Source organism: Brevibacterium permense (genome assembly GCF_013280495.1).
Lineage (GTDB): Bacteria > Actinomycetota > Actinomycetes > Actinomycetales > Brevibacteriaceae > Brevibacterium > Brevibacterium permense.
Map to the genome: position 1 here is coordinate 265,408 of NZ_JABSSX010000004.1, position 21,327 is coordinate 286,734.

Sequence of the window (21,327 nt, forward strand, 5' to 3'; positions counted from 1 at the left end):
TCCAGCCAAACGTCCACTCGGCCTGCCGGAACTGGTCCCTTCGTCCCGAGTTCGCGACACGTTTGGCCGCCCGTCCTCACCTGCAGGTCAGCCGTGGAATCGTGACTCGGCTCACGCCACCATGGGGCCATGACCATTGACGTTCCCACCACAGGCCGCTCACTGCCCCAGCTGCAGCCGATCAGCTTCATCGGCGCAGATGGCCGGCTCACCGACACTCCGACCGAAGGGCTGCGGATCCCCAGCGATGCCACCCTCACCGGTCTCTACCGGCAGATGGTCCTCGTCCGCCGGTTCGAAGCGCAGGTCACGCACCTGACCCGGCAGGGTCGGCTCGCGACCTACCCCTCCGCGGCAGGTCAGGAAGCCGCCGAGGTGGGGGCCACCACCGCGCTGGCCCCGAACGATTGGCTCTTCCCCACCTACCGCGACTCGGCAGCGCTGCTGACCCGCGGTGTGCCCGTGGCCGAGATCCTCGCCGCCTTCCGCGGGGACTGGCACTGCGGTTTCGACCCGCACGAATATCACGCCTCACCTGCGGCGACGCCTCTTGCGACGCAGACTCTGCATGCCACAGGATTCGCGATGGCCGCGAAGCTCAAGGGCGAGGACGCAGCGACCCTGACGTTCCTCGGCGACGGCGCAAGCAGCGAAGGCGACACCCACGAGGCATTCAACTTCGCCTCCGTGTGGCAGACCCCGACGGTCTTCGTCCTCCAGAACAACCAGTACGCGATCTCCACTCCCCTGCGGGAGCAGACGAACGCGACGATGCTCGCCGATCGCGCCGCCGGCTACGGAATGCCGGGCCTGCGCGTCGACGGCAATGATGTCGCCGCCGTGTTCGCCGCCGTCGCCGCGGCGCTGGCGCGCGGTCGGAACGGGGACGGTCCGACCCTCATCGAGTGCCTCACCTACCGGATGGAGTCGCACACGAACTCCGACGATCCGACGAAGTACCGTGACGCCGAGGAGGTCGAGCACTGGAAGCAGTTCGATCCCATCGACCGTCTCGAGAGGTATCTGCGGCAAACCGGTGCACTCGACGATTCGACGGTCGCAGAGGTCGCCGAGGCAGCCGAGACCCTGGCCGCGTCCGTCCGCGATGCGATGAACCAAGAGGCTGAGGTCGATCCCCGTGAGCTCTTCGCCCACGTCTATGCGACCCCGCGCGCGGCCCTCGCCGAAGAGCAGCAGGTCCTCGAAGCCGAACTCGCCGCGGCAGGCCACGCATGAGCGTCGAAACGGGCACCGATCCGGTCACTGATTCGACTGAGGTGAACGACGAAACCGCCACGGCCGCCTCGGCGAAGGGCGACACCGCACCCGGCACTGCGCGGGCCCCCGATGCCGGGCCCGCCCCGTCATCGGTGACAATGACGAAGGCCCTCAACCACGCGTTGCGCGATTCCCTGGCCGACGACGACACTGTGCTCGTATTCGGTGAGGACGTCGGCCGCCTCGGCGGGGTCTTCCGTGTCACCGAAGGACTGCGGGCCGAATTCGGGTCGAACCGGGTCTGGGATTCCCCACTTGCGGAGTCCGGCATCATCGGCACCGCAATCGGCATGGCGATGAACGGCATGCGCCCGGTCGTCGAGATGCAGTTCGACGCCTACGCCTATCCCGCGTTCGAGCAGATCGTGTCCCATGTTGCGAAGATGCGGAACCGGACGAAAGGCCGGGTCAGCCTGCCGATCACGATCCGGATTCCCTATGCCGGCGATATCGGCGGGGTCGAGCATCACTCGGATTCGTCCGAGGCCTATTGGACGTCGACGCCGGGTCTGACCGTCATCACGCCGTCGAATCCGGCCGATGCGTATTCGCTGCTGCGGGAGTCGATCGCCTCCGATGATCCGGTCGTGTTCATGGAGCCGAAGTCGCGGTACTGGATGAAGGAGACGCTGAGTCTGCCCGTGTCCACGGCACCGATGAATCGGGCGCAGGTCATCCGCGAGGGCACCGACGCCACCCTGCTCGCCTATGGTCCGACCGTACGGACGGCGCTCGATTCCGCCGAGGCCGGAGCCGAGCACGGACTGTCCATCGAGGTCATCGACCTGCGCACGCTCTCACCGTTCGACGATGAGACCGTGTCTGAGTCCGTGCGCAAGACCTCGCGCGCGGCGATCATCCACGAGGCCGCGCAGTTCGGCGGATACGGCGCCGAGGTGGCCGCCCGCCTCACCGAACGCAACTTCCCTTACCTGTCGGCCCCCATCCTGAGGGTCGCCGGGTTCGATGTGCCCTATCCGTCGCCGAAGCTCGAGGAGTTCTACTTGCCCACCGTCGAACGCGTGCTCGATGCGCTCGAGTCCTGGGATTGGGAGCTGTGATGAGTGCTGATCTGGATACAGGCACGCGCGACACGGGGACGCGTGAGTTCATCCTTCCCGACCTCGGCGAAGGCCTCACCGAGGCGGAGCTGATCTCTTGGAAGGTCGAGATCGGGGACGAGGTCCACGTCGATCAGATGGTCGTCGAGGTCGAGTCCGCGAAGTCCGTCGTCGAACTCCCCTGCCCGTACGCCGGGCGGATCGTCAGCCTTCACGCGAACGCCGGAGACACCGTCAGTGCAGGTCAGACCCTGCTTTCGGTCGCCGAAGAAGGCAGTGAGCCGAGTGCCGATGCGTCGGCGTCGGGTGTCGACGCGGCGGCGAGCGCGAGCGCAGATAGCCGAGTTGGCGGAGATGCCGAGTCGAGCGGTGCGAACCTCATCGGCTACGGCACCGCCGAGCCGAAGGCCCGTTCGACGAAGAAGCGTTCGTTCGGCGGCAACCACGCGGCCGCACCGGACGCGACATCCACCGTGACCCCGGGTGCCGCCCCAACCGTCCCGACGGTTATCCCGGATGCTCCATTGCAGCCGCCGACAGAGGCACAGACCCCCGCCGAAGACTCGTCGAAGACCGCCATCGGAGAGTCGGCGACGGCCGCCGGCGAGCAGGTCTCCCCTGTGTCGTCCCCGCTTGTGCGCAAGCTGGCGAAGGATCACGGCATCAGCGCCAAGCACCTGCCCGGCAGCGGTCCCGGTGGGATCGTGACCAGGGCCGATGTCCTCGCTGCGATCGAGTCGGGCACGGCTGCGAACGTCGAAGCAGCGAGCGCTCACGTGCCCGTCCCCGCGGGGACCCCAAGAGTCGGCGAACCTCAGTCCACCACGCAACGCAGCGCCACCTCGGCGGGGGCACCTTCGCCAGTCGGGCGGACCGACCGCGATACCCGCACCCCGATCACGGGGCTGCGGAAGGTCGTGTCCGAACGTCTGACCCGGTCGCGGCAGGAGATCCCCGAGGCGACCATCTGGCTCGATGTCGATGCCACCGAACTGCTCGGCACGAAGCGCGCGCTCGAGGCGCGCACCGGTGAGAGATATTCGCTGCTCTCACTCGTCGCCCGCTTCGTCGTGGCCGGACTCAAGAAGTATCCGATCATCAACTCGTCGATCGACACGACCGCCGGCGAAATCGTCACCCACGGCGACATCAACCTCGGCTTGGCCGCGCAGACTCCGCGCGGGCTCATGGTTCCTGTCGTTCACGGCGCGGGCGAGATGAGCCTGAGGCAGCTGCGCGACTCCGTGTCCGAGACCGTCGGGAAGGCCGCCTCGGGGAGGTTCGATCCCGCGGAACTCTCCGGCGGCACGTTCACGTTGAACAACTACGGGGTGTTCGGCGTCGACGGTTCGGCCCCGATCATCAACCTCCCCGAGGTGGCCATGCTCGGCCTCGGTCGGATCAAGGACCGACCGTGGGTCGTCGACGGCGAGCTGACCGTGCGCAAGGTGATGTACCTGTCGTTCGTCTTCGACCACCGGGCGTGCGACGGTCAGGAGCCGAGCGAGTTCCTCACCTTCGTCGCCGACTGCATCGAGAACCCGATCTCGCTGCTCCCCGAGCTCTGACGAGCGAGGGCGAACTCACCCGTCGAGCGGCCCAGCGTCGTTCAAGCGTCAGCGCACTTGTCGCGAGGTATACGCCCCGCCAAGTGCGCTGCGCCTTGAACGAGAGGGCCTCGGTTCAGTGTGCTCGGTCCCCGACCGCTGCTCTTCCGATGTCGAGACGCGGCCAGTCCGCGAGATCCGCCAGCATCTGCCGGTCGTGGGTGACGACGATGAGCGCCGCCGAGGCGGTCCCGAAGGACTCCGTGAGTTCGTCGACCAACGAGGCGGACAGGTGGTTCGTCGGCTCGTCGAGGATGAGCACGTCGGGTGCGACCGCCAGACACATCGCTAACTGGAGCCTGCGCTGCTGACCCTGCGAGAGTCGGCGGACCGGTGTCGTCGAGTCATCTGCCGAGAGCAGACCGAGGTCCTGCAGGGTGAGGTCACCGGACAGCGACGCCTTGAGTGAGCAGTCCTCGAACACGCGGGCTGCGGTGTCGTCGGCGTTCCACTCGGGAACCTCCTGGCTGAGCAGCTCCACCCGTGCCTGCGGATGTCGCCGCACCTGACCGGAACTCGGTTCGAGACGACCGGTAAGCACGTCGAGCAGCGTCGACTTGCCGGTGCCGTTCGCCCCGGTGATGAGCAGACGGTCGCCGGGATCGATGTTCAGGGACACCGTCTGCCTCATCCGCCCTTCGACGGTGACCGATTCCGCGGTCAGCAGCGAGCCGCTGTCCGTCTCGAACCCTTCGTCAGCGGTTTCCGGCTCGTCCGGCATGTCCGGCCACTGCAGACGCAGAGGCGGTTCGGGCACTTCCACGGCGTGCCGTTCGAGGTCTTCGACGCGACGGTTGAAGGTCTGCACGACGCCGGCGGTCCTCGTCGCGCGAGTGTGCTTGCCGGTTCCCTTCGGCGGCCGCCATCCGGTGCTCAGTCGGGAACGGGCGTCATCTGCGGCTTCGATGAGACGGGTGTGCTCGGCCACCTCGGCGAGGTAGTCCTGCTCCCACTTCTCACGGTCCCGACGTTTCCCCGCCACCCATCCGCGGTAGCCGCCGGAGTAGTTCCGGGGGCGTCCGTCGCGACTCGGGTCGAGATCGAGGAATTCGTCGGCGACATCGTGAAGCAGTGCTCTGTCGTGGCTGACCAAGGCGAATCCACCGGGTCGGGTGCGCAGCCGCTCGGTGAGGAACGCCAACGACTGCGCGTCGAGGTGGTTCGTCGGCTCGTCGAGAAGCAGAATATCGGTGCTCGAGCCGAGGACGACGGCCAGACGCACTCGGTAGCGCTGGCCGACCGAGAGGCTCGCGAGGCTCCGCCTCCGATCCGAGCACGCGGAGAGCCCTGCCAGTGCCGCGTCGATGCGACGCTCACCGTCCCAAGCGTCGAGGCGGGTCGCCAGGTCGAGGGCATGCGTGAAGGCTTCGTCTGCTCCGGGTTCCTCTCGTGCCAGTGCCTCGCCGGCGGCGTCGAGAGCGGCCAATGCGGCCTTCTCCTGACGCAGGGACTCATTGATGAGATCGCCGACTGTACGGTTGTCGTCGGCGTCGAGCGCCTGTTCGAGCAGGGTGACGGTACCTGATCTCCGCAGCACTCCCTGATCGGGAGGAAGCGTCCCGGCGAGGACATGCAGCAGGGTCGTTTTTCCGCTGCCGTTCTCGCCGACGACGGCCAGTCGCGAACCGGCGGAGACCGTCAGGTCGAGGCCGGTGAGGATTTCGCGGTCGCCGCGCATGATGTGAATGTCGTTGGCGCGGATATGTGCGGCAGATCCTGCGGGCAGAGCGAGTTCAGGGGATGAAGATGTTGATTTCGGCATCGTGGTCTTTCAGCTCGTCATGGAGCCGGACAGCATGAAGCCACCGTCCGGCGAGGGCCAGGACGGCGCACGAGAGAAGTGAAGAGTCTCGCCGCCGTCAGCGGCGGCTGCGGAGCCTTCTGGAGGGCATACCGAAATTCATGGCATCAATTCTATCAGTCACCCGTCGAGCAGCGCTGCCGCGTACATCGGACGTGCCGCATCCGCGCTCGGCGGGTGGAAGAGTCCGGCCGTGGCATCGCGGAAGAGGCGCGAGAGTTCGTGCTTGTTGCCGAACCCGCTGCCGCTCGTGCACATCAGCGCGGTCTCGGCGCTGCGACGGGCCGCCTCGGCGGACTTGATCCTCGCCCCCACCAGGCGCAGCGGCCAACCGGCGCCGTGGTCGATGAGGTCGTCGAAGTCCCGGGAATAGGCGTCGATCATCGCAGTCACCGGCATGAAGTCGAGGTGGGCATCGGCCAGGCGCGTCCGGGCCTCGGGCACCTCGGCGAAGGTGACGCCGGCCTTCGCGGACTTCCGCTTGTGCAGACCGGCGGCGCCCAGCTCGAGTGCCCGGGCCGCGACTCCGGCATATACGGCGGCGATGAGCAGCTGGAAGTTGCTCGTGATCGCAAAGGTGAGCAGATCGGGGTGCTTGCCGGCGGGGATGACGCGTGAGACCCGTTCGGGTTTCATCGGCACGTGGTCGAGGACCGTCGCCCGCGACTGCGAGGCCCGCATTCCCAGCACATCCCACTCGTCCGAGACCGTGATGCCGGGTGCATCGCGTTCGATGAATCCGTAGACAAGCTGTCCCTCGGCGGGCTCGTCCGCATCGGGACCGGCGATCCCGTCGTCGTCGGAGGCCACGGCGCCGTGGACGATGAGCCTGGTCCACACGGGAGACAGCGAGGTGAAGATCTTCACCCCGGTCAGTTCGTAGCCGCCGTCGGCCGTCGGCGCCGCCTCGGTGTTCGACCCCTGCAGCACCCAGTCGTTCGACGGTTCCGAGATGCCGAAGGCGAAGATCTCACCGGCCATGACCTCGTCGAACACCCAGTTCAGCGAGTCGTCGCCGCGGTCAGTCAGCGCCTTGACCACTCCGGTGGTCATGAGGTGCATGTTGATCGCCAACGCCGTGCCGGGCGCCGCAGTTGCCAGCCTCTGCTGCAGTCGGGTGACCTCGAACAGGCTCAAACCGGGCCCGCCGTGGGACTCGGGCACAAAGAGGGTGAGGTAGCCGAGGTCCCCCAGTTCGGCGAGATCCTCGTCGAAGAATCGGTTCTCGCGGTCATAGACGTCGGCTCGTTCGCGGAATCGTTCGAGCACATCATCGGGCAGGTACCGCGCGGCGAGTTCGCTCACGCGTGTCTCACGGTCGGTCATCGTCTCTCCTTCGTCGAGGGGTCGGTCACGCCGGCTGAGGGTGTCGCGGTCTGCGCGGTGCGGCGCAGAATGATCGCGCCGTTGTGCCCGCCGAAGCCGAACGAGGTGGACAGGACGGTGTCCACGGCCGCCGCGGCGAGGTCCTGCCCACCACTCATCTCACGGGCGTGACCGGCGACGATGTCCCAGTCGGGGAACTCGTTGTCGTCGAGGTTGAGCGTCGGGGGCAGCGTCTGATCACGCAACGTCAGGGTCGCGATGATCGCCTCGACGACTCCCGATGCGCCGAGGAGGTGCCCCGTCGTCGATTTCGTGGCCGAGATCGGGATCGTCCGTCCGACCTCCCCCAGGGCTGCGTCGAAGGCGGCGAGTTCGGCGCGGTCGCCGGCCGGTGTGCCCGTCGCGTGAGCGTTGATGTGGTCGATATCGCCGGGTTCCAGCCCGGCGTCGTGCAAAGCCTGGACCACCGCCGAGGCGGCTCCCCGTCCCTGGGGATGTGGGTTCGTCGGGTGGTGGGCATCGCTGGCGGCGCCGAATCCGGCGAGCTCGGCCAGCGGCGTCGCCCCTCGTGAGGTCGCCGAGTCTGCAGATTCGAGGAGGATCGCGGCCGCACCTTGGCTCATGACGAAGCCGTTGCGGGCCTGGTCGAAGGGGCGGCTGGCGGCGGTCGGGTCGTCTTCGTATCCGGCGGCGAGTGCGCGCATATTCGTGTTCGAGGCGAGATTGACCGGACCGAGGCAGTCTTCCATGCCGGTGACGAGGACGGCATCGGCATAGCCGTGGCGGATGCGGCGCAGCGCCTCGCCGAGGCCGATCGCCCCGGAGGCGCACGTCGCCGAGACTCCCTGCCCGGGTCCGCGCAGGTCGAAGCGCTGGCTGATGAGCGCTGCCGCGGAGTCAGGTGCCCCGTGGATGGACAGGGTCAGCGGCACGGACCTCGGACCGTCAGCGTCGAGGCGGCGCGTTGCCTCTTGCATGGCGTCGACTGGTCCTGAGCCGGTGGCGGCGATGACGGCCGTGCGGTCACGGTCCCAGGGCAGATCGTCGGCCGCGGACTCGATGCCGCCTGCGCGCATCGCCTGGTCGGCCGCGGCGATGGCCCAGTGTTGGACGGGGCTGAGGCGGCGGGCGAGCGCCCGGGCCAGAACCGCTTCGGCGTCGAAGTCCTTGATCTGCCCGCCGATTCGCACGGTAAGGTCATCGAACTGCTCACCTGCGAGGACGTCGATGGCGCTGGTGCCGTTGCGGACAGATCGCCAGAGGGTTTCGGGGTCCTGACCGCTTGGGGTGATGGCTCCGAGTCCGGTGATGACGACGTCGCGCACGCCATCTGTCCAGTGCCGATTGCTCCGGGATGCGTTCACAGCCGCTGTGCCTTTCCGCTCATGACCAGATCAACGGTTTCGTGGCGTCGAATCTTCCCACCGACAGTCCGCGGCAGCCGGTCGAGTGAGTAGAACCGTCGCGGCACGAACTGCGGGGCCAGTTCCGCCCGGGCGTGGTCGAGCAGTGCTGCTTTGTCGGGCGCAGTCGAGTCGCCATCCCTGGCATGGCTCCCCGAACCCTGGGCGCCTGGTTCGATGACGAGGGCGACGATGTTGCCGAGACCGTCGTCGGGCAGCGCGATCGCGCAGACCTCGCCGAGGCGGCCCGGCCCCGACCGCGGATCCGCGCGGTCGAATTCTTCGAAGGCGCGTTCGACCTCGGGCAGGGACACCTTGTGTCCTCCGGTGATCGCGATGTCGCCGGCCCGTCCGGCGAGTTGGAGGAGACCGTTTTCTATCCGTCCCTGGTCACCGACCGTGGCCCAGCCGTCGGGGCGCCGCAGCTGAGCATCGGTGGTGCCGGTGACATAGCCGTCCGAGCAGGCGGCGGCTCTGATCCAGACGGTGCCGATCTCTCCGTCGGGCAGTCGGGCACCGGATTCGTCACGGATTTCGACGTCGATGGTGTCGTAGATCGAGATCCAGGTGCCGTCGCCGTCACGGCTGTCGCCGATGAATCCGATCTCGGCGGCACCGTAATAGCTGATGAGCCGAGCACCGGGGAGGACGTCGGCGAGGGCGGAGCGGATGGAGGCTGGCAAATTCGCTCCTCCGGTGACGACGAGATCGAGACCGTGGAAGTTCTCCGGTGTTCTGCGGGCCGCCTCGGCGAGGGCTTTGACAACGGCGGGCACAGCGACGACGCGGGTGATGGCTTCGTCGGCGATGCGGGCACCCATGGTGAAGGGGTCGAAGTCGTCGGCGACGTGGACGCTGCCGCCGGTGGCCAGGCTTTCGACGACGGCGTAGAGGGTGAGGCTGTAGGACACGGGGCCTGGTGCCAGGGTGGCCACGCCGGGGAGGGGTTCGAGGTGGGCCGAGGACACAGCCACGTTGTCACGGTACTGCTGGCGGGTCTTGATGAAGGCCTTCGGATTGCTCGTCGTGCCCGACGAGAAGAGCATGAGGAACGGTTCGGACGCTTCGCGGACGGTCGGCGGTGCTGTATCGGCGGGGTCAATGGCGGCTTCGCGCGCCTGGAAGTCGGTCGCGGTGATGACGGTTCCGGTCCAACCGGCGGCGGCGAGCGCCTCGGCGAGGCGGGTCGAGTCGCTGATGACGAGGCCGATTCCGGTGGTCGTGATGACTCCGACCTGATGGTCGAGCGGCCAGCGGGGGTCGATCGTGGCCGACACCGCGCGGAAGCCGGCGAGGCCCGCGATGATGCGGGAGGTCTCGAACGCCGAGGTGAGGCTCACTGCCGTGATCGGGATGCCGTGGGTCTCGGGCGCGGGAGTCGGCGGGTCGGTCTGGGCACGGTGGAGGGCGTCGACGGCGGCGAACATCGTGGCCGAATCCCGGACGAGCTGCGCATACGTGAGGGAACGTGGGGCTCGTGAGCCCTCGGCGGAGTCGGCGCTCTCGTCCGAGGCACATCCTCCCGAGGGGCTTCCCACCAGCGCCAAACGATCCGGATCGGCGGTCGCCACCTCGAGGATCCTCGACGTGATGGGCATTTCCGTCCTCCTCGAACTCGTTCCTCGCGGGCGCGGACCTGGGCCGTCTTGGGCATGCACCGAGCGCCGATCCCCAGTATAGGAGCGGCGCCGACAACCGCGTCCTCCGGCTGGCGGCTGGCGGCGAGGTTGAGCAGCTCGGGCTGGGCGGTCAGGGCTCCGCGGAGTTCGGCGATGACGCTTTCGAACACGCGATTCCCACTGGCACGGCGGTGACGACGTGGAGGCGGACGAGGTCGGCCTCGGTGCGGCGAGTGGCCGCGAGCTCGGCAGCCGGGACTTCGATGTGCGGGCGGGCCTCGTGGAGGTCTTGGGAGGAGTAGTCGCCGAGGTGCAGTCCGGTCTCCGGCGCGGAGGCGATGACGAAGGTGCCGCTGCCGGTCTTCGTCTCGCGTCGTTTCAGACTCTGAGATTCACGGTCGCTCGCCCCTGCTGCCCGCGAGCGGATGTCTCCTGCGGGCGGATTCACCGCGACATCCGCGCAGAATTCGGGGTGGATCCACCCGCAGAAAACACCCCTGCCCACGCAGAAAGGGCTGGCCCACATTCAAGACAGCGAAAAACGGGTTGGGTGTCGAGAAACGCATGCGCACACGCGTTTCTCGACACCCAACCCGTTTCTCGACGAAGGCTGAGGCCAGCCCTCAGTCAGTCAGCCACGTAGTACATGCGCTTGTTGACGAACTCATCCATGCCGTAGGGCCCGAGCTCGCGACCGAAGCCCGAGCGCTTGGTGCCGCCGAACGGGATCTCCGCGCCCTCACCGGCCGGGGTGTTGACGTTCGACATGCCGACATCGAGGCGCTGAGCGAGCTTCGCGGCACGCTCCTCATCCTTGGCGAACACCGCACCGCCGAGGCCGAAGCGCGAATCATTGGCCAGGGCCAGTGCCTCGTCATCGCTGCTGACCTTGTACACGGTGGCCACGGGGCCGAAGAGCTCCTCGCGGTAGGCGTCCATCTCCGAGGTGACTCCGGTGAGCACGGCCGGCGAGACATACGCGGATCCGTCGGCGGCGAGTTCGCCGCCGACGAGGGTCGCACCCTGCTCGACGGCACGGTCGAGCTGCTTGCGCAGATTCTCGGCAGCCGAACGCGAGGACAGAGGCGAGTACTTGCCGTCGCCCGCCTCGGCGGGAGCGCCCTTCTCCCAGGACTGGGCACGCTCGGTCAGACCGGACACGAAGTCGTCGTAGATGTCGTCCATGACGATCATCCGCTTGTTCGCATTGCAGACCTGGCCGGTGTTGTACAGGCGAGTGCCCCAGGCGGTGTCGACGGCCTCGTTCATGTCGTCGGTGTCGAGGATGATGTACGGGTCGGAGCCGCCGAGCTCGAGCACCGCCTTCTTGAGGTACTTGCCGGCCGTGGCGGCCACGGCCGATCCGGCACGCTCGGAACCGGTCAGGGACACGCCTTCGACGCGGTCGTCGGCGATGATCGTCTCGATCTGCTCGTGCGTGGCGTAGACGTTGGAGTACACGCCTTCGGGGATGCCGGCCTCCTTCATGAGCTCGGCGATCTTCGCCGAGGAGCGGGGGCAGATCTCCGCATGCTTGAGGATGATCGTGTTGCCGAGCACGAGGTTCGGTGCAGCGAAGCGGGCGACCTGGTAGTAGGGGAAGTTCCAGGGCATGATGCCCAGCAGCGTGCCGACGGGGCGGCGCTGGATGAAGGCCTTGCCGCCGGAGAACGATTCGATCGGTTCATCGGCGGCGAACTTCGGGCCGTTGTCGGCGTAGTAGTTGAAGATCGCCTCGCAGAACTCGGCCTCTTCCTCACCTTCGGCGGTGGGCTTGCCCATCTCCTCGGCGATGATCTTCGCGAGCTCTTCCTTGCGCTCGCCGAAGAGAGCGGCGACCTTGTTGACGATCGCGGCGCGTTCCTCAATCGTCTTCTCGCGCCAGCTCAGGTAGCCCTTGTGTGCGGATTCGAGGATCTGCTGGACCTCTTCGTCGGTGGCATTGTCGAACTTCTCGACGACTTCACCGGTGGCCGGGTTCTCGACACGGTAGCCGCCTGCAGCACTGCCTACGTTGCTCATTCCAGACTCCTTTGACTTGTGCGCGCCTGTTGGCGCCGCTGAAGCAATTGCATACCTGTTTGCCGTCCGAATCGACGAAATGCGTATGCCTGCCACCCACGCTATCAATACGTGACCCGCGCAACAAGTGCCGAAACCTGGGGGAATCCTCAGTCCCGGATCGACCGCGATCCCCTCGCCGAGGCGATGCGGATTCCGAATCGTTCACGACGAAATTCGAACCGCGCTCGCAGCGAGGGAATACTGGCCTCGATCGGGGACCACCCACCTCGGCGAGGGGTCCGCCCCGGCCCCAGTTCATCGAACCAGAGGACCGAAACGGTTCACCACGCGGCGGGAACTCACCGCCCCACGAGGTCGAGTCCGGCGCGCACGATGGAGTCCGTGTCGATCCCGTGGATCTCGTGGGCCTCCCCCACCGAGGAGGCCTGACCGAAGTCGGTGACGCCGAGGTTCCGTGTGCGGTCCCCGCGCACTCCAGAGAGGAACGCGAGAGTGTGCGGGTGCCCGTCGAGGACGGTGACCAGCGGTGCCGGATGCTCTGCGGGAAAGAGTTCGTCGGCGATGGCCGAGCGGACACTCGAACGGACCTGAGACCGATCCTGCACCGACCGGAACACCTTCGACGGTGAGCTGAGGCAGACGATTCCGGCCCGCACGCCCAGGGATTCCAGCCGGGCCGCCGCTTCGATCACCTCGGTCATGATGGCCCCAGCACCGACGAGGGTGACCTCGTCCTCGGCGGCCGGTCTGGCCGAAAGCCGGTAGCCGCCGGCGATGACCTGGTCACGGCGGCGTTCCCGCAGCAGCGGATCCTCGGGCACGCTCGCGAGCTCCTGGGCCACGGGCCGCGTCGTCAGTCGGAAGTAGGCGGAGTCGCCGTCCGGGTCGGCGAGTTCGCGCAGCGCTTCGAGCAGGGTCCACTCGAGGTCCTGGGCGAAGGCCGGCTCCCAGCTCGTCAGGCCCGGGATCTCCAGAGTCACCGAGGGTGTGTTGAACGACTGGTGCGCCCCACCTTCCGGCGCGAGCGACACACCCGAGGGCGTGCCGACCATGATCGAACGCCCACCCGCGTAGAGGCTGAAGGTCCAGGGTTCCAGGGCCCGGTTGATGAAGGGATCGTAGATCGTGGCGATCGGCAGCAGCGGCTGTCCCCAGCGCTGCCCGGTGGACCCGAGCTCTCCGGCCAAGGAGACGAGATTGACCTCGGCGATGCCGAGTTCGATGTGCTGTCCGCTCGTGCCCTCCTGCCAGCGCAGCACCCGTTCCCGGTCATCGGAGAACCAGTCATGCCGGCCCGCCGGCGACCAGATTCCGGTCTTGTTGATCCATCCGCCGAGGTTCGTCGACGTCGCGACGTCCGGTGACAGGGTCACGACCCGCTGAGCCACCTCGGGGGCGACGTGCTTGAGATCGGAGAGGAACCGGCCCAGCGCCGCCTGCGTGGAGATCTGCGGTCGCGGGGTGAAGCCCAGTTCGGCCGGCACCTCGGCCACGGCATGGCCGGTCTCCGGCTCTCGTCGCAGCCGCTGCGCGGTTTCGGCACAGAACCGGCCGGCCGGGGTGTCCGGAGCGAAGGCGACCCATGGGTCATCGAGGTCCATCCCCGAGGCGGCCGCGAGCTCGCGCATCTGCGCTTCGGTCAGCTGCGCGGCATGGTTGCCGGGATGGCCCTCCGTGGCCAGCCCCTTGCCCTTGATCGTGTAGGCGAAGACGACCGTCGGCCGGTTGTCGTCGATGGCGTCGAACGTCGACACGAGTTGGCCGAGGTCATGTCCGCCGAGGTCACGGATGAGGGAAGCGAGACCGTCCGCGTCGAAGCCGTCGATGGCCGCGGACAGGGCGGCCGCCTCGGTGTCGGTGAGACCCGCGAGCAGCCGGTCGTGGATCTCGGACGGATGGGCGCGCAGCAGCCGCTGGTATTCGGGGTTGGGCATCTGCACGAGCCGATTCTTGAGCGCCTCACCGCCGGGGGCCGCGAACACGGCTTCGAGTCGGCGACCCCACGGGCAGGTGAGCACCTGCCACCCGGCGGCATCGAACATGCCCTGCAAACGGCGGATCTGGACATCGGGAATGACCCGGTCGAGCGACTGACGGTTGAGATCGACGATCCATACGATCTCGCCGAGGCTGCGCACCTCCGGATCGATGATCGCCTCCCATACCGCCCCTTCGTCCATCTCCGCGTCGCCGAGCAGGGAGTAGAACCGTCCGGCTTCCGGAGTCTCGGGGAACCGGTCGGAGACGTAGCGGTGGGACAGGGCCGCCCAGATGGGAGCGGTCGCGCCGATGCCCACGGAACCGGTGGAGAAGTCCACCGTGTCCGGGTCCTTCGTCCGCGACGGGTAGGGCTGGAGTCCCCCGCGACTGCGCAGGGTGTCGAGGAATTCCTCGCCGAGGTCTCCGAGCAGATAGTTGATCGCGTGGAGGACGGGAGAGGCATGCGGTTTGACCGAGACGCGATCGATGGCGCGCAGGCGGGTGAACCACAGCGCCGTCATGATCCCGGTCATCGAGGCCGACGACGACTGGTGGCCGCCGACCTTGACCCCGTCCGGGTTGATCCGGCCGCGGTTGGCACGGTCGATGATCGAGGTCGCCAGCCACAGCACCCGCTGGGCGATCTCGTCGAGGATCTCATCGTCTCCCGAGGTCGAAGCCCGCAACGGACGGTCGTTCGTCCCGGGCGGGCTGACCTGCAAGGAGGTCTCGAATTGGTGGCGGTCCATGTCCTGAGCGCTCGGTTCCTGTGCGGTGCTCATCGTCAGAAGATCGAGGAGTAGGCGTTGAGTGCGAGCTGTCCGCCGAGGTGGGCGTAGAGAACGGTGGAATCCTTACCGATCGTGCCATCAGCAACGAGGTCGAGGAGCCCGGCCATCGACTTGCCTTCGTAGACGGGGTCGAGGATGACGCCTTCCAGCTGGGCGGTGGTGCGGATCGCGTTCACGGTCGTCTCGTCGGGGATGCCGTAGGCCGGGCCTTCCCAGCCGATGCGGATATCGACGTCGTCGTCGGTGATCTCACGCCCGAGACCGATGAGTTCGGCAGTGGTGTTCGCGATCCTCTTCACCTGGTCACGGGTCTTCTCGATCGTGGCCGAGGCATCGATGCCGATGACCTTGCGCTTCGGTCCGCCGGCGGCTTCGAGGGCGGCGAAGCCGGCGATCATTCCGGCGTGCGTCGAGCCGGTCACGGTGCACACGACGATGGTGTCGAAGAAGACGCCGAGCTCCTTCTCCTGTTCTGCGACCTCATAGGCCCAGTTCGCGAAGCCGAGTCCGCCGAACTTGTGCTCGGAGGCGCCGGCCGGGATCGGGTAGGGCTTGCCGCCTGATTCTTCGACCTCGGCCAGGGCGTTCTCCCAGCTCGAGCGGATGCCGATGTCGAATCCGGCCGAGTCGAGGCGGACGTCGGCTCCCATGATGCGCGAGAGCTCGATATTGCCGACCTTGTCGTTGACCGGGTCCTCCCAGTCGACCCAGCGTTCCTGCACGAGGCGCGCCTTCAGTCCCAGGTGGGCGGCGACCGCGGCGACCTGGCGGGTGTGGTTGGACTGGTAGCCGCCGATGGACACGAGCGTGTCCGCGCCCGAGGCGAGGACGTCGGGAACGATGTACTCGAGCTTGCGGGTCTTGTTGCCGCCGAAGGCGAGTCCTGAGTTGACGTCCTCCCGTTTGGCCCAGACAAGGGCCCCGCCGAGGTGGTCGCTCAGTCGCGGGAGCTCGTGCACGGGGCTCGGCCCGAAAGTGAGTGGGTAGCGTTCGAAGTCAGTGATGGCCATGATGTCCTCTGTTCTCTGAAGCGTTCGCTTCGGGGCGTTCGCTCTCTCGCGCGATGTGTTCTGGATCGCATCCCGCGCGATGTGTTCTGGATCGCATCCAGTGATATGCAATATATTGCATTCTGCTGATCGTTACAATGGGTCAGAGTTCGAGTCCCATCCCGCGGGACGAGACCACCCACTCAGAGACAAGGTGACCGAGCGTGCCGATCCCCACGAATTCCCCCGCCCCGCAGCGCAGCCTGCTGCGCGATGACGTCTATCGGTCGATCCGCGACGCCATCGTCCGCGGCCAGCTCGCCCCGGGGGAACAGCTGCGCGATCAGGAGCTCGGCGCCTGGCTCCAAGTGTCCAGAACTCCCGTGCGCGAGGCGCTCCAACGTTTGGCGCAGGCCGGGCTCGTCGTGGCGGAGCCGGGCCGGATGACGCGCGTGGCCCCTGAGGATCCGGAGCGCATCCTCGCGGCCCGGCAGATCGCCGCAGAACTCCACGGCCTGGCGATCGACCTCGCCTTCCCCGCCCTCGACGAGACGGCGCTGGGTGAGATGGAGCAGGCGAATGGCCGATTGAGTGCGGCCCTCGCGGCCGGCGATGCCGAGGCGGCGATTGCGGCCGACGACGACTTCCACGAGGTGGCCCTCACTCGATCCGGCAATCCCCTCATTCCTGATCACCTCGAGGTCGTCACCGCCACTCTGCGCCGCGCGGAGTTTCTGCACTTCGAATCGGTGAAGGGATCAGCCTCACCGGAGCAGCACACCAAGATCATCGCCGCCGTCCGTGCCGGTGAGCATGCGCATGCCGTCGCACTGACAAAGGCGAACTGGTCGACCATCGAAGGGGATTCGCCGCAGACGGCCTGAGTCGGACACCTTCCGACTGCGGATTCCGGATCGGCAACACCACTACCTCCTCGACGACACTATCGTCATAGCCGACTCATTTAGTCATCTGATGACCTGTGCTAGAGTCCTCACCACGATCACCGACGATCAAAGGACTGACGATGTCATCGACGACGAAACGCATCACTACCGCTCTGCTCGCGACCGCCGCGAGCGCTGCTCTGCTGACGGGCACAGTTGCGACCCCAGGAATGGCCGCCACCGCACAGACCGCACCCGCGCATTCTGACGCCGCCCACACCACCGGCAAGAAGGCATCGACGATACCGGCCGCCCCGTCGGCCGGCTGCGGCACCGAGCAGAAGCCCGGCAATGATGAGAAGGCGATATCGACGGAAGACGGCGAGCGCAGCTACCGCATCAACATCCCGCGCGACTACGAGCTTGACACTCCCCTGCCGCTCGTCCTCGGGTTCCACGGCAACGGGTCCGACGGTGCCGAATTCCAGAACTACACGGGGCTGCCGACCCTGCCCGCGATCACCGTCTTCCCCGACGGAGACGAAGACGACGAAGGCGACGGCAAACGTTCCTGGCAGGGTGCTCCTTACGCCAGCGGTGCCGATGACGTCGCGTTCGTCGCCGAGCTGCTCGATTCGATCGAATCCGAGCACTGCATCGACCTCAATCGGGTCTATGCCACCGGCAAGTCGAACGGCGGCGGCATGGTCTCCGTCCTCGCTTGTCACCTGCGCGATCGCTTCTCCGCGTTCGCTCCCGTCGCCGGCGCCTACTATCCGCAGTCGACAGAGGGCTGCGATTACTCGACACCCACGCCGATGCTCGCGATCCACGGCACCGGGGACGCCACGATGCACTACGAGGGCGGCCACCGCCAGGGCGAGGACTACCCGGGAGTCCGCCAGTGGATCCAGCCGTGGGCGGAGGCCTCGGGCTGCGCGAGAACGAAAGAACGCCAGGTCGGACGCAAGGCCGAAGGCGTTGTGCGCACCCAGTGGACGCGATGCGACGCCTCCGTCGAGTTCTACTCCGTCGCCGACGGCGGCCACGTCTGGCCCGGTGAGGTCGTTTACAGCGGCGGCGGATACGTCACGAAGGACTTCTCGGCCACGAACACGGTCTGGGACTTCTTCCGCAGCCACCCGGGAGCAACGCAGGGGCCCGCCCAGAAGTGACCAACTGGATCCGCCCCAAGAGTGACCGTTGACACACGTCACTCAAAGTGATTAGATGACTTAAACACTTGAAGGAGAGCACCATGACGTCCACCGTCGGACTCGTTGAACGCCTCACTCGCGAAATCGTCGACACCATCCGCTCCGAGAACCTGCAGCCCGGGCAGACCCTGCCCTCGGCGAAGGTCCTCGCCGCACGCTTCGAGGTCACCGTGCCCACCGTCCGGGAGGCCCTGCGCCGGCTCGAGGCCACGGGTTCGGTCGAGCTCAAGCACGGTTCGGGCACCTATGTCCGCGAAGCGATCAACCGCCGCATCCTCGACAACCCGCACTATGTGCCCGTCGACCTCGCGGCGGCCATCGAACTCCTCGACGCCCGCATCGCGATCGAGCCCGGCATCGCCGGGCTCGCCGCGGCTGCTCAGGCACCCGACGCCGTAGCCTCCATGGAATCCGCGCTCGACAATGCCCTCCAGGTCGAGACCGCGGTCCCGGCCGGTCACTTCCACGTCGAACTCGCTCGCGCTTCGGGCAACCGCGCTCTGCACGAGATGCTCGTGTCCCTGTTGGCCATCAATTCGCGAACCCAGCAGGCGGCGCGCACGAGCTACGACCGACTGCGCGACCACGACGAACACGCGGACATCCTCGATGCGATCCGCCGCGGTGACGGCTTCGAAGCCGCCCACCGCACCCGCAAGCACCTCGAGGCGATCAAGGCCGCTGTCCTCGCCGACTGGGCGGACGATACAGACCAGACCGGTGACGCCGCCATCATCGAAGGATCCCAGCGATGAGCCGCCCGACGATCTCCGAGATCCGCCCGCATATCCGCGACTACGCCGAACTCACTTCATTGGAGGTCGAACTCGCGAAGGACCGAAACAGCTTGCTCGTCCTTCCCGTCGGCGCCTGTGAACAGCACGGTGACGGCCTGCCTCTGGGCACCGACAACATCCGAGCCGCCCACGTCGCCCGCGCCGTCGTCGACCGGCTCCGCGACAGCGCCAACCGCGATCAGGTTCGGGCGGCCAGAGCCTTCGTCCTGCCGAGCATCGACTACGGCGTCTCCCCGCATCACCGCTTCCTACCCGGCACGATTAACATCGGCCCGCAGCTGTTCATCGACCTCGTCTCCTCGATCGTGCGCCAGCTCGCCGATGCCGGATTCGACAGGCTCCTCGTCATCACCGGCCACGGCGGCAACCTCGCCGCGCTCGGCGTGATCCAGCAGTCCCTGCTCGCCACCCATCCGGACTTCGTCTTCGCCTATGCTCCGGTCTCCGCCTTGGCCACCGAGGCGACTGCCCAGCTGCCACGCACCGAGGTCAGCGGCCACTGCGGAGAGTCCGAGACCTCGCAGATGCTCGCCATCGACGAATCCCTCGTCGACTCAGGCCACCTCAACCCCGGCGCCACCCGGCTCGACGATCTCGACCCGCGCGCCCGGCTCTCGCGAACGAAATCACCGTCAACAGCGGTGACGTTCGACCGCTACTCCGACAACGGCGTCCTCGGCGATCCTCGGACCGCCACGGCCGCGGCCGGGGAGGACATCCTCGGCGAGGTCGTCGACCGACTCGTCGCCTACTGTCAGGAGCTGCAGAGACTGTGACACCCGCTTCGCACTGACCTTCCGCCTCACCGCACACTCAGCCTTTCCCGCGACAATTCGACCGATGGAGTTCATGGGCCCTGGCGAATCCTGCCCGAAAACTCCGCCTGGACTCTCAGGAGCTCACAATGAAACCGACCCAGACCACCGATACCGTGCAGACCGACGAGCAGGAGAAGCTGCCGCTGGTCATCCGCGCCCTCAACGTCATCGAAGTCGTCGGCAACAAACTGCCGAACCCCTTCTGGCTGTTCTGGATCCTCGCGGCGATCCTCGCCGTATTCAGCCTCGTCCTATCCCTCGCCGGCGCGGGAGTCGAGGATCCCGGCACCGGGGACTGGACCCCGGTGAACAGCCTCCTCAGCGGCGACGGCATCGCCATGGCCGTGAGCACCGCACTCGACGCCTACGAGACCTTCCCCCCGCTCATCACGATCATGGTCGTCATCATGGGCGTGGCGCTGGCCGAGCGCACGGGCCTGCTGTCGACGGCGATGAAGGTCTCGATCGCCCGCGTCCCGGCCGGACTCATCGTCTTCACGGTCGCGTTCATGGGCACGGTCTCCCACGTCGCCTCGGCGGCGGCCTATGTCATCCTCGTCCCGCTCGGCGGAATGGTGTTCAAGGCCGTGGGCCGCTCCCCCGTTCTCGGCGTCATCGTCGCCTACACCTCGATTGCCTCCGGCTACGATGCCAGCCCGATCCCGACGCCCAACGATGCGATCTTCGCGGGCATCACGACTGCCGCAGCGAACATCATCGACCCCGACTACATCGTCACTCCGATCGGCAACTGGTACTTCAACATCGCCAGCTCCATCCTGCTGGCCATCGTCATCACGATCGTCACCGAGCTCGTTCTCATGAAGCGCGACAACCTCGAGGCCGACGAGGATGCCGAACACGAGGATCTCGTCATCTCCGACAAGGAACGCTCGGCTCTCAAATGGTCCATGTTCGCCGTCATCGCCGCGGTCATCGCCATCGTCGTCCTCGTCGTCCCAGACGGTGCGCCCCTGCGCGGCGAAGGACCCTTCGGCGAGTCGCCGTTCCTCACCGGAATCGCCTTCCTCATCGCCATGCTCTTCGGCATCGGCGGCATCGTGTACGGCTTCCGCGAGGGCACGATCGAGACCTGGTCGGACGTCCCGAAGCTCATGGGTCAGGGGCTCGCCTCGATCTCCGGGGTCCTCGTCCTCTTCTTCGCCATCGCCCAGTTCCTCGAGTACTTCGAGTGGACGAACATCGGCATGCTCGTCTCGGTCTCCGTGTCCGAACTCTTCACCGGTCTCGGCCTGCCGACGTGGGTGGTGTTCATCCTCGTCCTGCTCGTGCTCTCCGTCGTGAACGTGCTCATCACCTCCGGCTCGGCGATGTGGGCGATCATGGCCCCGGTCATCGTGCCGCTGCTCATGCTGCTGGAGGTTCCGCCGGAGACCTCGCAGGCGATCTTCCGCATCGCCGACTCGGGTTCGACGGCGATCACCCCGATGAGCCCGTACTTCATCCTCGCGCTCGGCTTCATGCAGAAGTATCAGAAGAGTGCCGGCATCGGCACGCTCGCCTCGCACACCCTGCCCTTGGCCGTATGCATGACGATCAGCTGGAGTCTGCTCTTCTTCCTGTGGTGGGGCCTGGGCATTCCTCTCGGGCCCGACGCCCCGGTGCGCTGACCGCATCCGCCTGCGATCCGGCGCGCAAGCGCCCGGACTTCGCGGATCATCGCCCTGCGTGCGGCTCTCGCCGAAGAGTTTTGAAAGTTTTGTTCAC

Annotated in this window: 16 protein-coding genes; 8 read left to right on the plus strand and 8 right to left on the minus strand. The window is 67.0% G+C overall.

The genetic code is table 11. The features are described 5' to 3' along the window. Positions 1-129: 129 nt before the first annotated feature. The 3 genes from pdhA to HK353_RS08260 are packed head-to-tail and all read left to right on the plus strand — an operon-like array spanning position 130 to position 3,907. Positions 130-1,236 (plus strand): pyruvate dehydrogenase (acetyl-transferring) E1 component subunit alpha, encoded by a 1,107-nt coding sequence (pdhA, locus tag HK353_RS08250; RefSeq protein ID WP_173155063.1) that lies wholly within the window; start codon positions 130-132, stop codon positions 1,234-1,236. Beyond that, entirely contained in the window at positions 1,233-2,339 is a 1,107-nt protein-coding gene (locus HK353_RS08255) for an alpha-ketoacid dehydrogenase subunit beta (protein ID WP_173155065.1), read from the plus strand. The genes pdhA and HK353_RS08255 overlap by 4 nt, the downstream gene beginning before the upstream one ends. Continuing rightward, on the plus strand, positions 2,339-3,907 hold the full coding sequence (locus tag HK353_RS08260) for a dihydrolipoamide acetyltransferase family protein (protein WP_173155067.1): 1,569 nt from the start codon (positions 2,339-2,341) through the stop codon (positions 3,905-3,907). The genes HK353_RS08255 and HK353_RS08260 overlap by 1 nt, the downstream gene beginning before the upstream one ends. A 115-nt stretch (positions 3,908-4,022) precedes the next feature. Here HK353_RS08260 and HK353_RS08265 read toward each other — a convergent pair whose 3' ends face one another. The 8 genes from HK353_RS08265 to HK353_RS08300 all read right to left on the minus strand — a co-directional run bounded on the left by HK353_RS08265 (position 4,023) and on the right by HK353_RS08300 (position 15,901). Then, the gene (locus HK353_RS08265) at positions 4,023-5,708 is read right to left on the minus strand and encodes an ATP-binding cassette domain-containing protein (protein WP_173155069.1); all 1,686 of its coding nucleotides are present in this window, start codon (positions 5,706-5,708) and stop codon (positions 4,023-4,025) included. 159 nt (positions 5,709-5,867) lie between these two features. Beyond that, positions 5,868-7,073, minus strand: a complete 1,206-nt coding sequence (locus tag HK353_RS08270; RefSeq protein ID WP_173155071.1) for an acyl-CoA dehydrogenase family protein — start codon at positions 7,071-7,073, stop codon at positions 5,868-5,870. Beyond that, the gene (locus tag HK353_RS08275; RefSeq protein WP_173155073.1) at positions 7,070-8,398 is read right to left on the minus strand and encodes a beta-ketoacyl-ACP synthase II; all 1,329 of its coding nucleotides are present in this window, start codon (positions 8,396-8,398) and stop codon (positions 7,070-7,072) included. The genes HK353_RS08270 and HK353_RS08275 overlap by 4 nt, the downstream gene beginning before the upstream one ends. 35 nt (positions 8,399-8,433) lie before the next feature. Further along, positions 8,434-10,074, minus strand: a complete 1,641-nt coding sequence (locus tag HK353_RS08280) for a class I adenylate-forming enzyme family protein (RefSeq protein WP_173155075.1) — start codon at positions 10,072-10,074, stop codon at positions 8,434-8,436. A gap of 151 nt (positions 10,075-10,225) precedes the next feature. Further along, complete coding sequence (locus HK353_RS08285) at positions 10,226-10,543, minus strand: hypothetical protein (RefSeq protein ID WP_173155077.1); 318 nt, start codon at positions 10,541-10,543, stop codon at positions 10,226-10,228. A gap of 179 nt (positions 10,544-10,722) precedes the next feature. Beyond that, complete coding sequence (locus HK353_RS08290; protein WP_173155079.1) at positions 10,723-12,117, minus strand: NAD-dependent succinate-semialdehyde dehydrogenase; 1,395 nt, start codon at positions 12,115-12,117, stop codon at positions 10,723-10,725. A 341-nt stretch (positions 12,118-12,458) separates the two neighbouring features. After that, on the minus strand, positions 12,459-14,882 hold the full coding sequence (locus tag HK353_RS08295) for a transketolase-like TK C-terminal-containing protein (RefSeq protein WP_245395866.1): 2,424 nt from the start codon (positions 14,880-14,882) through the stop codon (positions 12,459-12,461). Positions 14,883-14,884: 2 nt separating this feature from the next. After that, the gene (locus HK353_RS08300; RefSeq protein WP_173155081.1) at positions 14,885-15,901 is read right to left on the minus strand and encodes a 1-aminocyclopropane-1-carboxylate deaminase; all 1,017 of its coding nucleotides are present in this window, start codon (positions 15,899-15,901) and stop codon (positions 14,885-14,887) included. A 203-nt stretch (positions 15,902-16,104) separates the two neighbouring features. On the opposite strand from HK353_RS08300, the gene HK353_RS08305 reads away from it, so the two are divergent. From HK353_RS08305 to HK353_RS08325, 5 genes are all read left to right on the plus strand, one after another. Continuing rightward, entirely contained in the window at positions 16,105-16,764 is a 660-nt protein-coding gene (locus tag HK353_RS08305; RefSeq protein WP_173155083.1) for a GntR family transcriptional regulator, read from the plus strand. 143 nt (positions 16,765-16,907) lie between these two features. Next, positions 16,908-17,942, plus strand: coding sequence for a CE1 family esterase (locus HK353_RS08310; protein ID WP_173155085.1), 1,035 nt, complete (start codon positions 16,908-16,910; stop codon positions 17,940-17,942). A gap of 83 nt (positions 17,943-18,025) precedes the next feature. Next, on the plus strand, positions 18,026-18,739 hold the full coding sequence (locus HK353_RS08315; RefSeq protein ID WP_173155087.1) for a FadR/GntR family transcriptional regulator: 714 nt from the start codon (positions 18,026-18,028) through the stop codon (positions 18,737-18,739). Further along, positions 18,736-19,557, plus strand: a complete 822-nt coding sequence (locus HK353_RS08320) for a creatininase family protein (protein ID WP_173155089.1) — start codon at positions 18,736-18,738, stop codon at positions 19,555-19,557. The genes HK353_RS08315 and HK353_RS08320 overlap by 4 nt, the downstream gene beginning before the upstream one ends. 128 nt (positions 19,558-19,685) lie before the next feature. Continuing rightward, positions 19,686-21,230, plus strand: a complete 1,545-nt coding sequence (locus tag HK353_RS08325; protein ID WP_173155091.1) for an AbgT family transporter — start codon at positions 19,686-19,688, stop codon at positions 21,228-21,230. Positions 21,231-21,327: the final 97 nt, after the last annotated feature.

Bases quoted from the DNA above. Each gene is read 5' to 3' on its own strand.
- HK353_RS08315 (WP_173155087.1), top strand. From the start codon at position 18,026: ATGACGTCCACCGTCGGACTCGTTGAACGCCTCACTCGCGAAATCGTC.
- HK353_RS08310 (WP_173155085.1), top strand. From the start codon at position 16,908: ATGTCATCGACGACGAAACGCATCACTACCGCTCTGCTCGCGACCGCC.
- HK353_RS08255 (WP_173155065.1), top strand. From the start codon at position 1,233: ATGAGCGTCGAAACGGGCACCGATCCGGTCACTGATTCGACTGAGGTG.
- HK353_RS08280 (WP_173155075.1), bottom strand. From the start codon at position 10,074: ATGCCCATCACGTCGAGGATCCTCGAGGTGGCGACCGCCGATCCGGAT.
- HK353_RS08290 (WP_173155079.1), bottom strand. From the start codon at position 12,117: ATGAGCAACGTAGGCAGTGCTGCAGGCGGCTACCGTGTCGAGAACCCG.
- HK353_RS08300 (WP_173155081.1), bottom strand. From the start codon at position 15,901: ATGGCCATCACTGACTTCGAACGCTACCCACTCACTTTCGGGCCGAGC.
- HK353_RS08320 (WP_173155089.1), top strand. From the start codon at position 18,736: ATGAGCCGCCCGACGATCTCCGAGATCCGCCCGCATATCCGCGACTAC.
- HK353_RS08325 (WP_173155091.1), top strand. From the start codon at position 19,686: ATGAAACCGACCCAGACCACCGATACCGTGCAGACCGACGAGCAGGAG.
- HK353_RS08270 (WP_173155071.1), bottom strand. From the start codon at position 7,073: ATGACCGACCGTGAGACACGCGTGAGCGAACTCGCCGCGCGGTACCTG.
- pdhA (WP_173155063.1), top strand. From the start codon at position 130: ATGACCATTGACGTTCCCACCACAGGCCGCTCACTGCCCCAGCTGCAG.
- HK353_RS08265 (WP_173155069.1), bottom strand. From the start codon at position 5,708: ATGCCGAAATCAACATCTTCATCCCCTGAACTCGCTCTGCCCGCAGGA.
- HK353_RS08260 (WP_173155067.1), top strand. From the start codon at position 2,339: ATGAGTGCTGATCTGGATACAGGCACGCGCGACACGGGGACGCGTGAG.
- HK353_RS08295 (WP_245395866.1), bottom strand. From the start codon at position 14,882: ATGAGCACCGCACAGGAACCGAGCGCTCAGGACATGGACCGCCACCAA.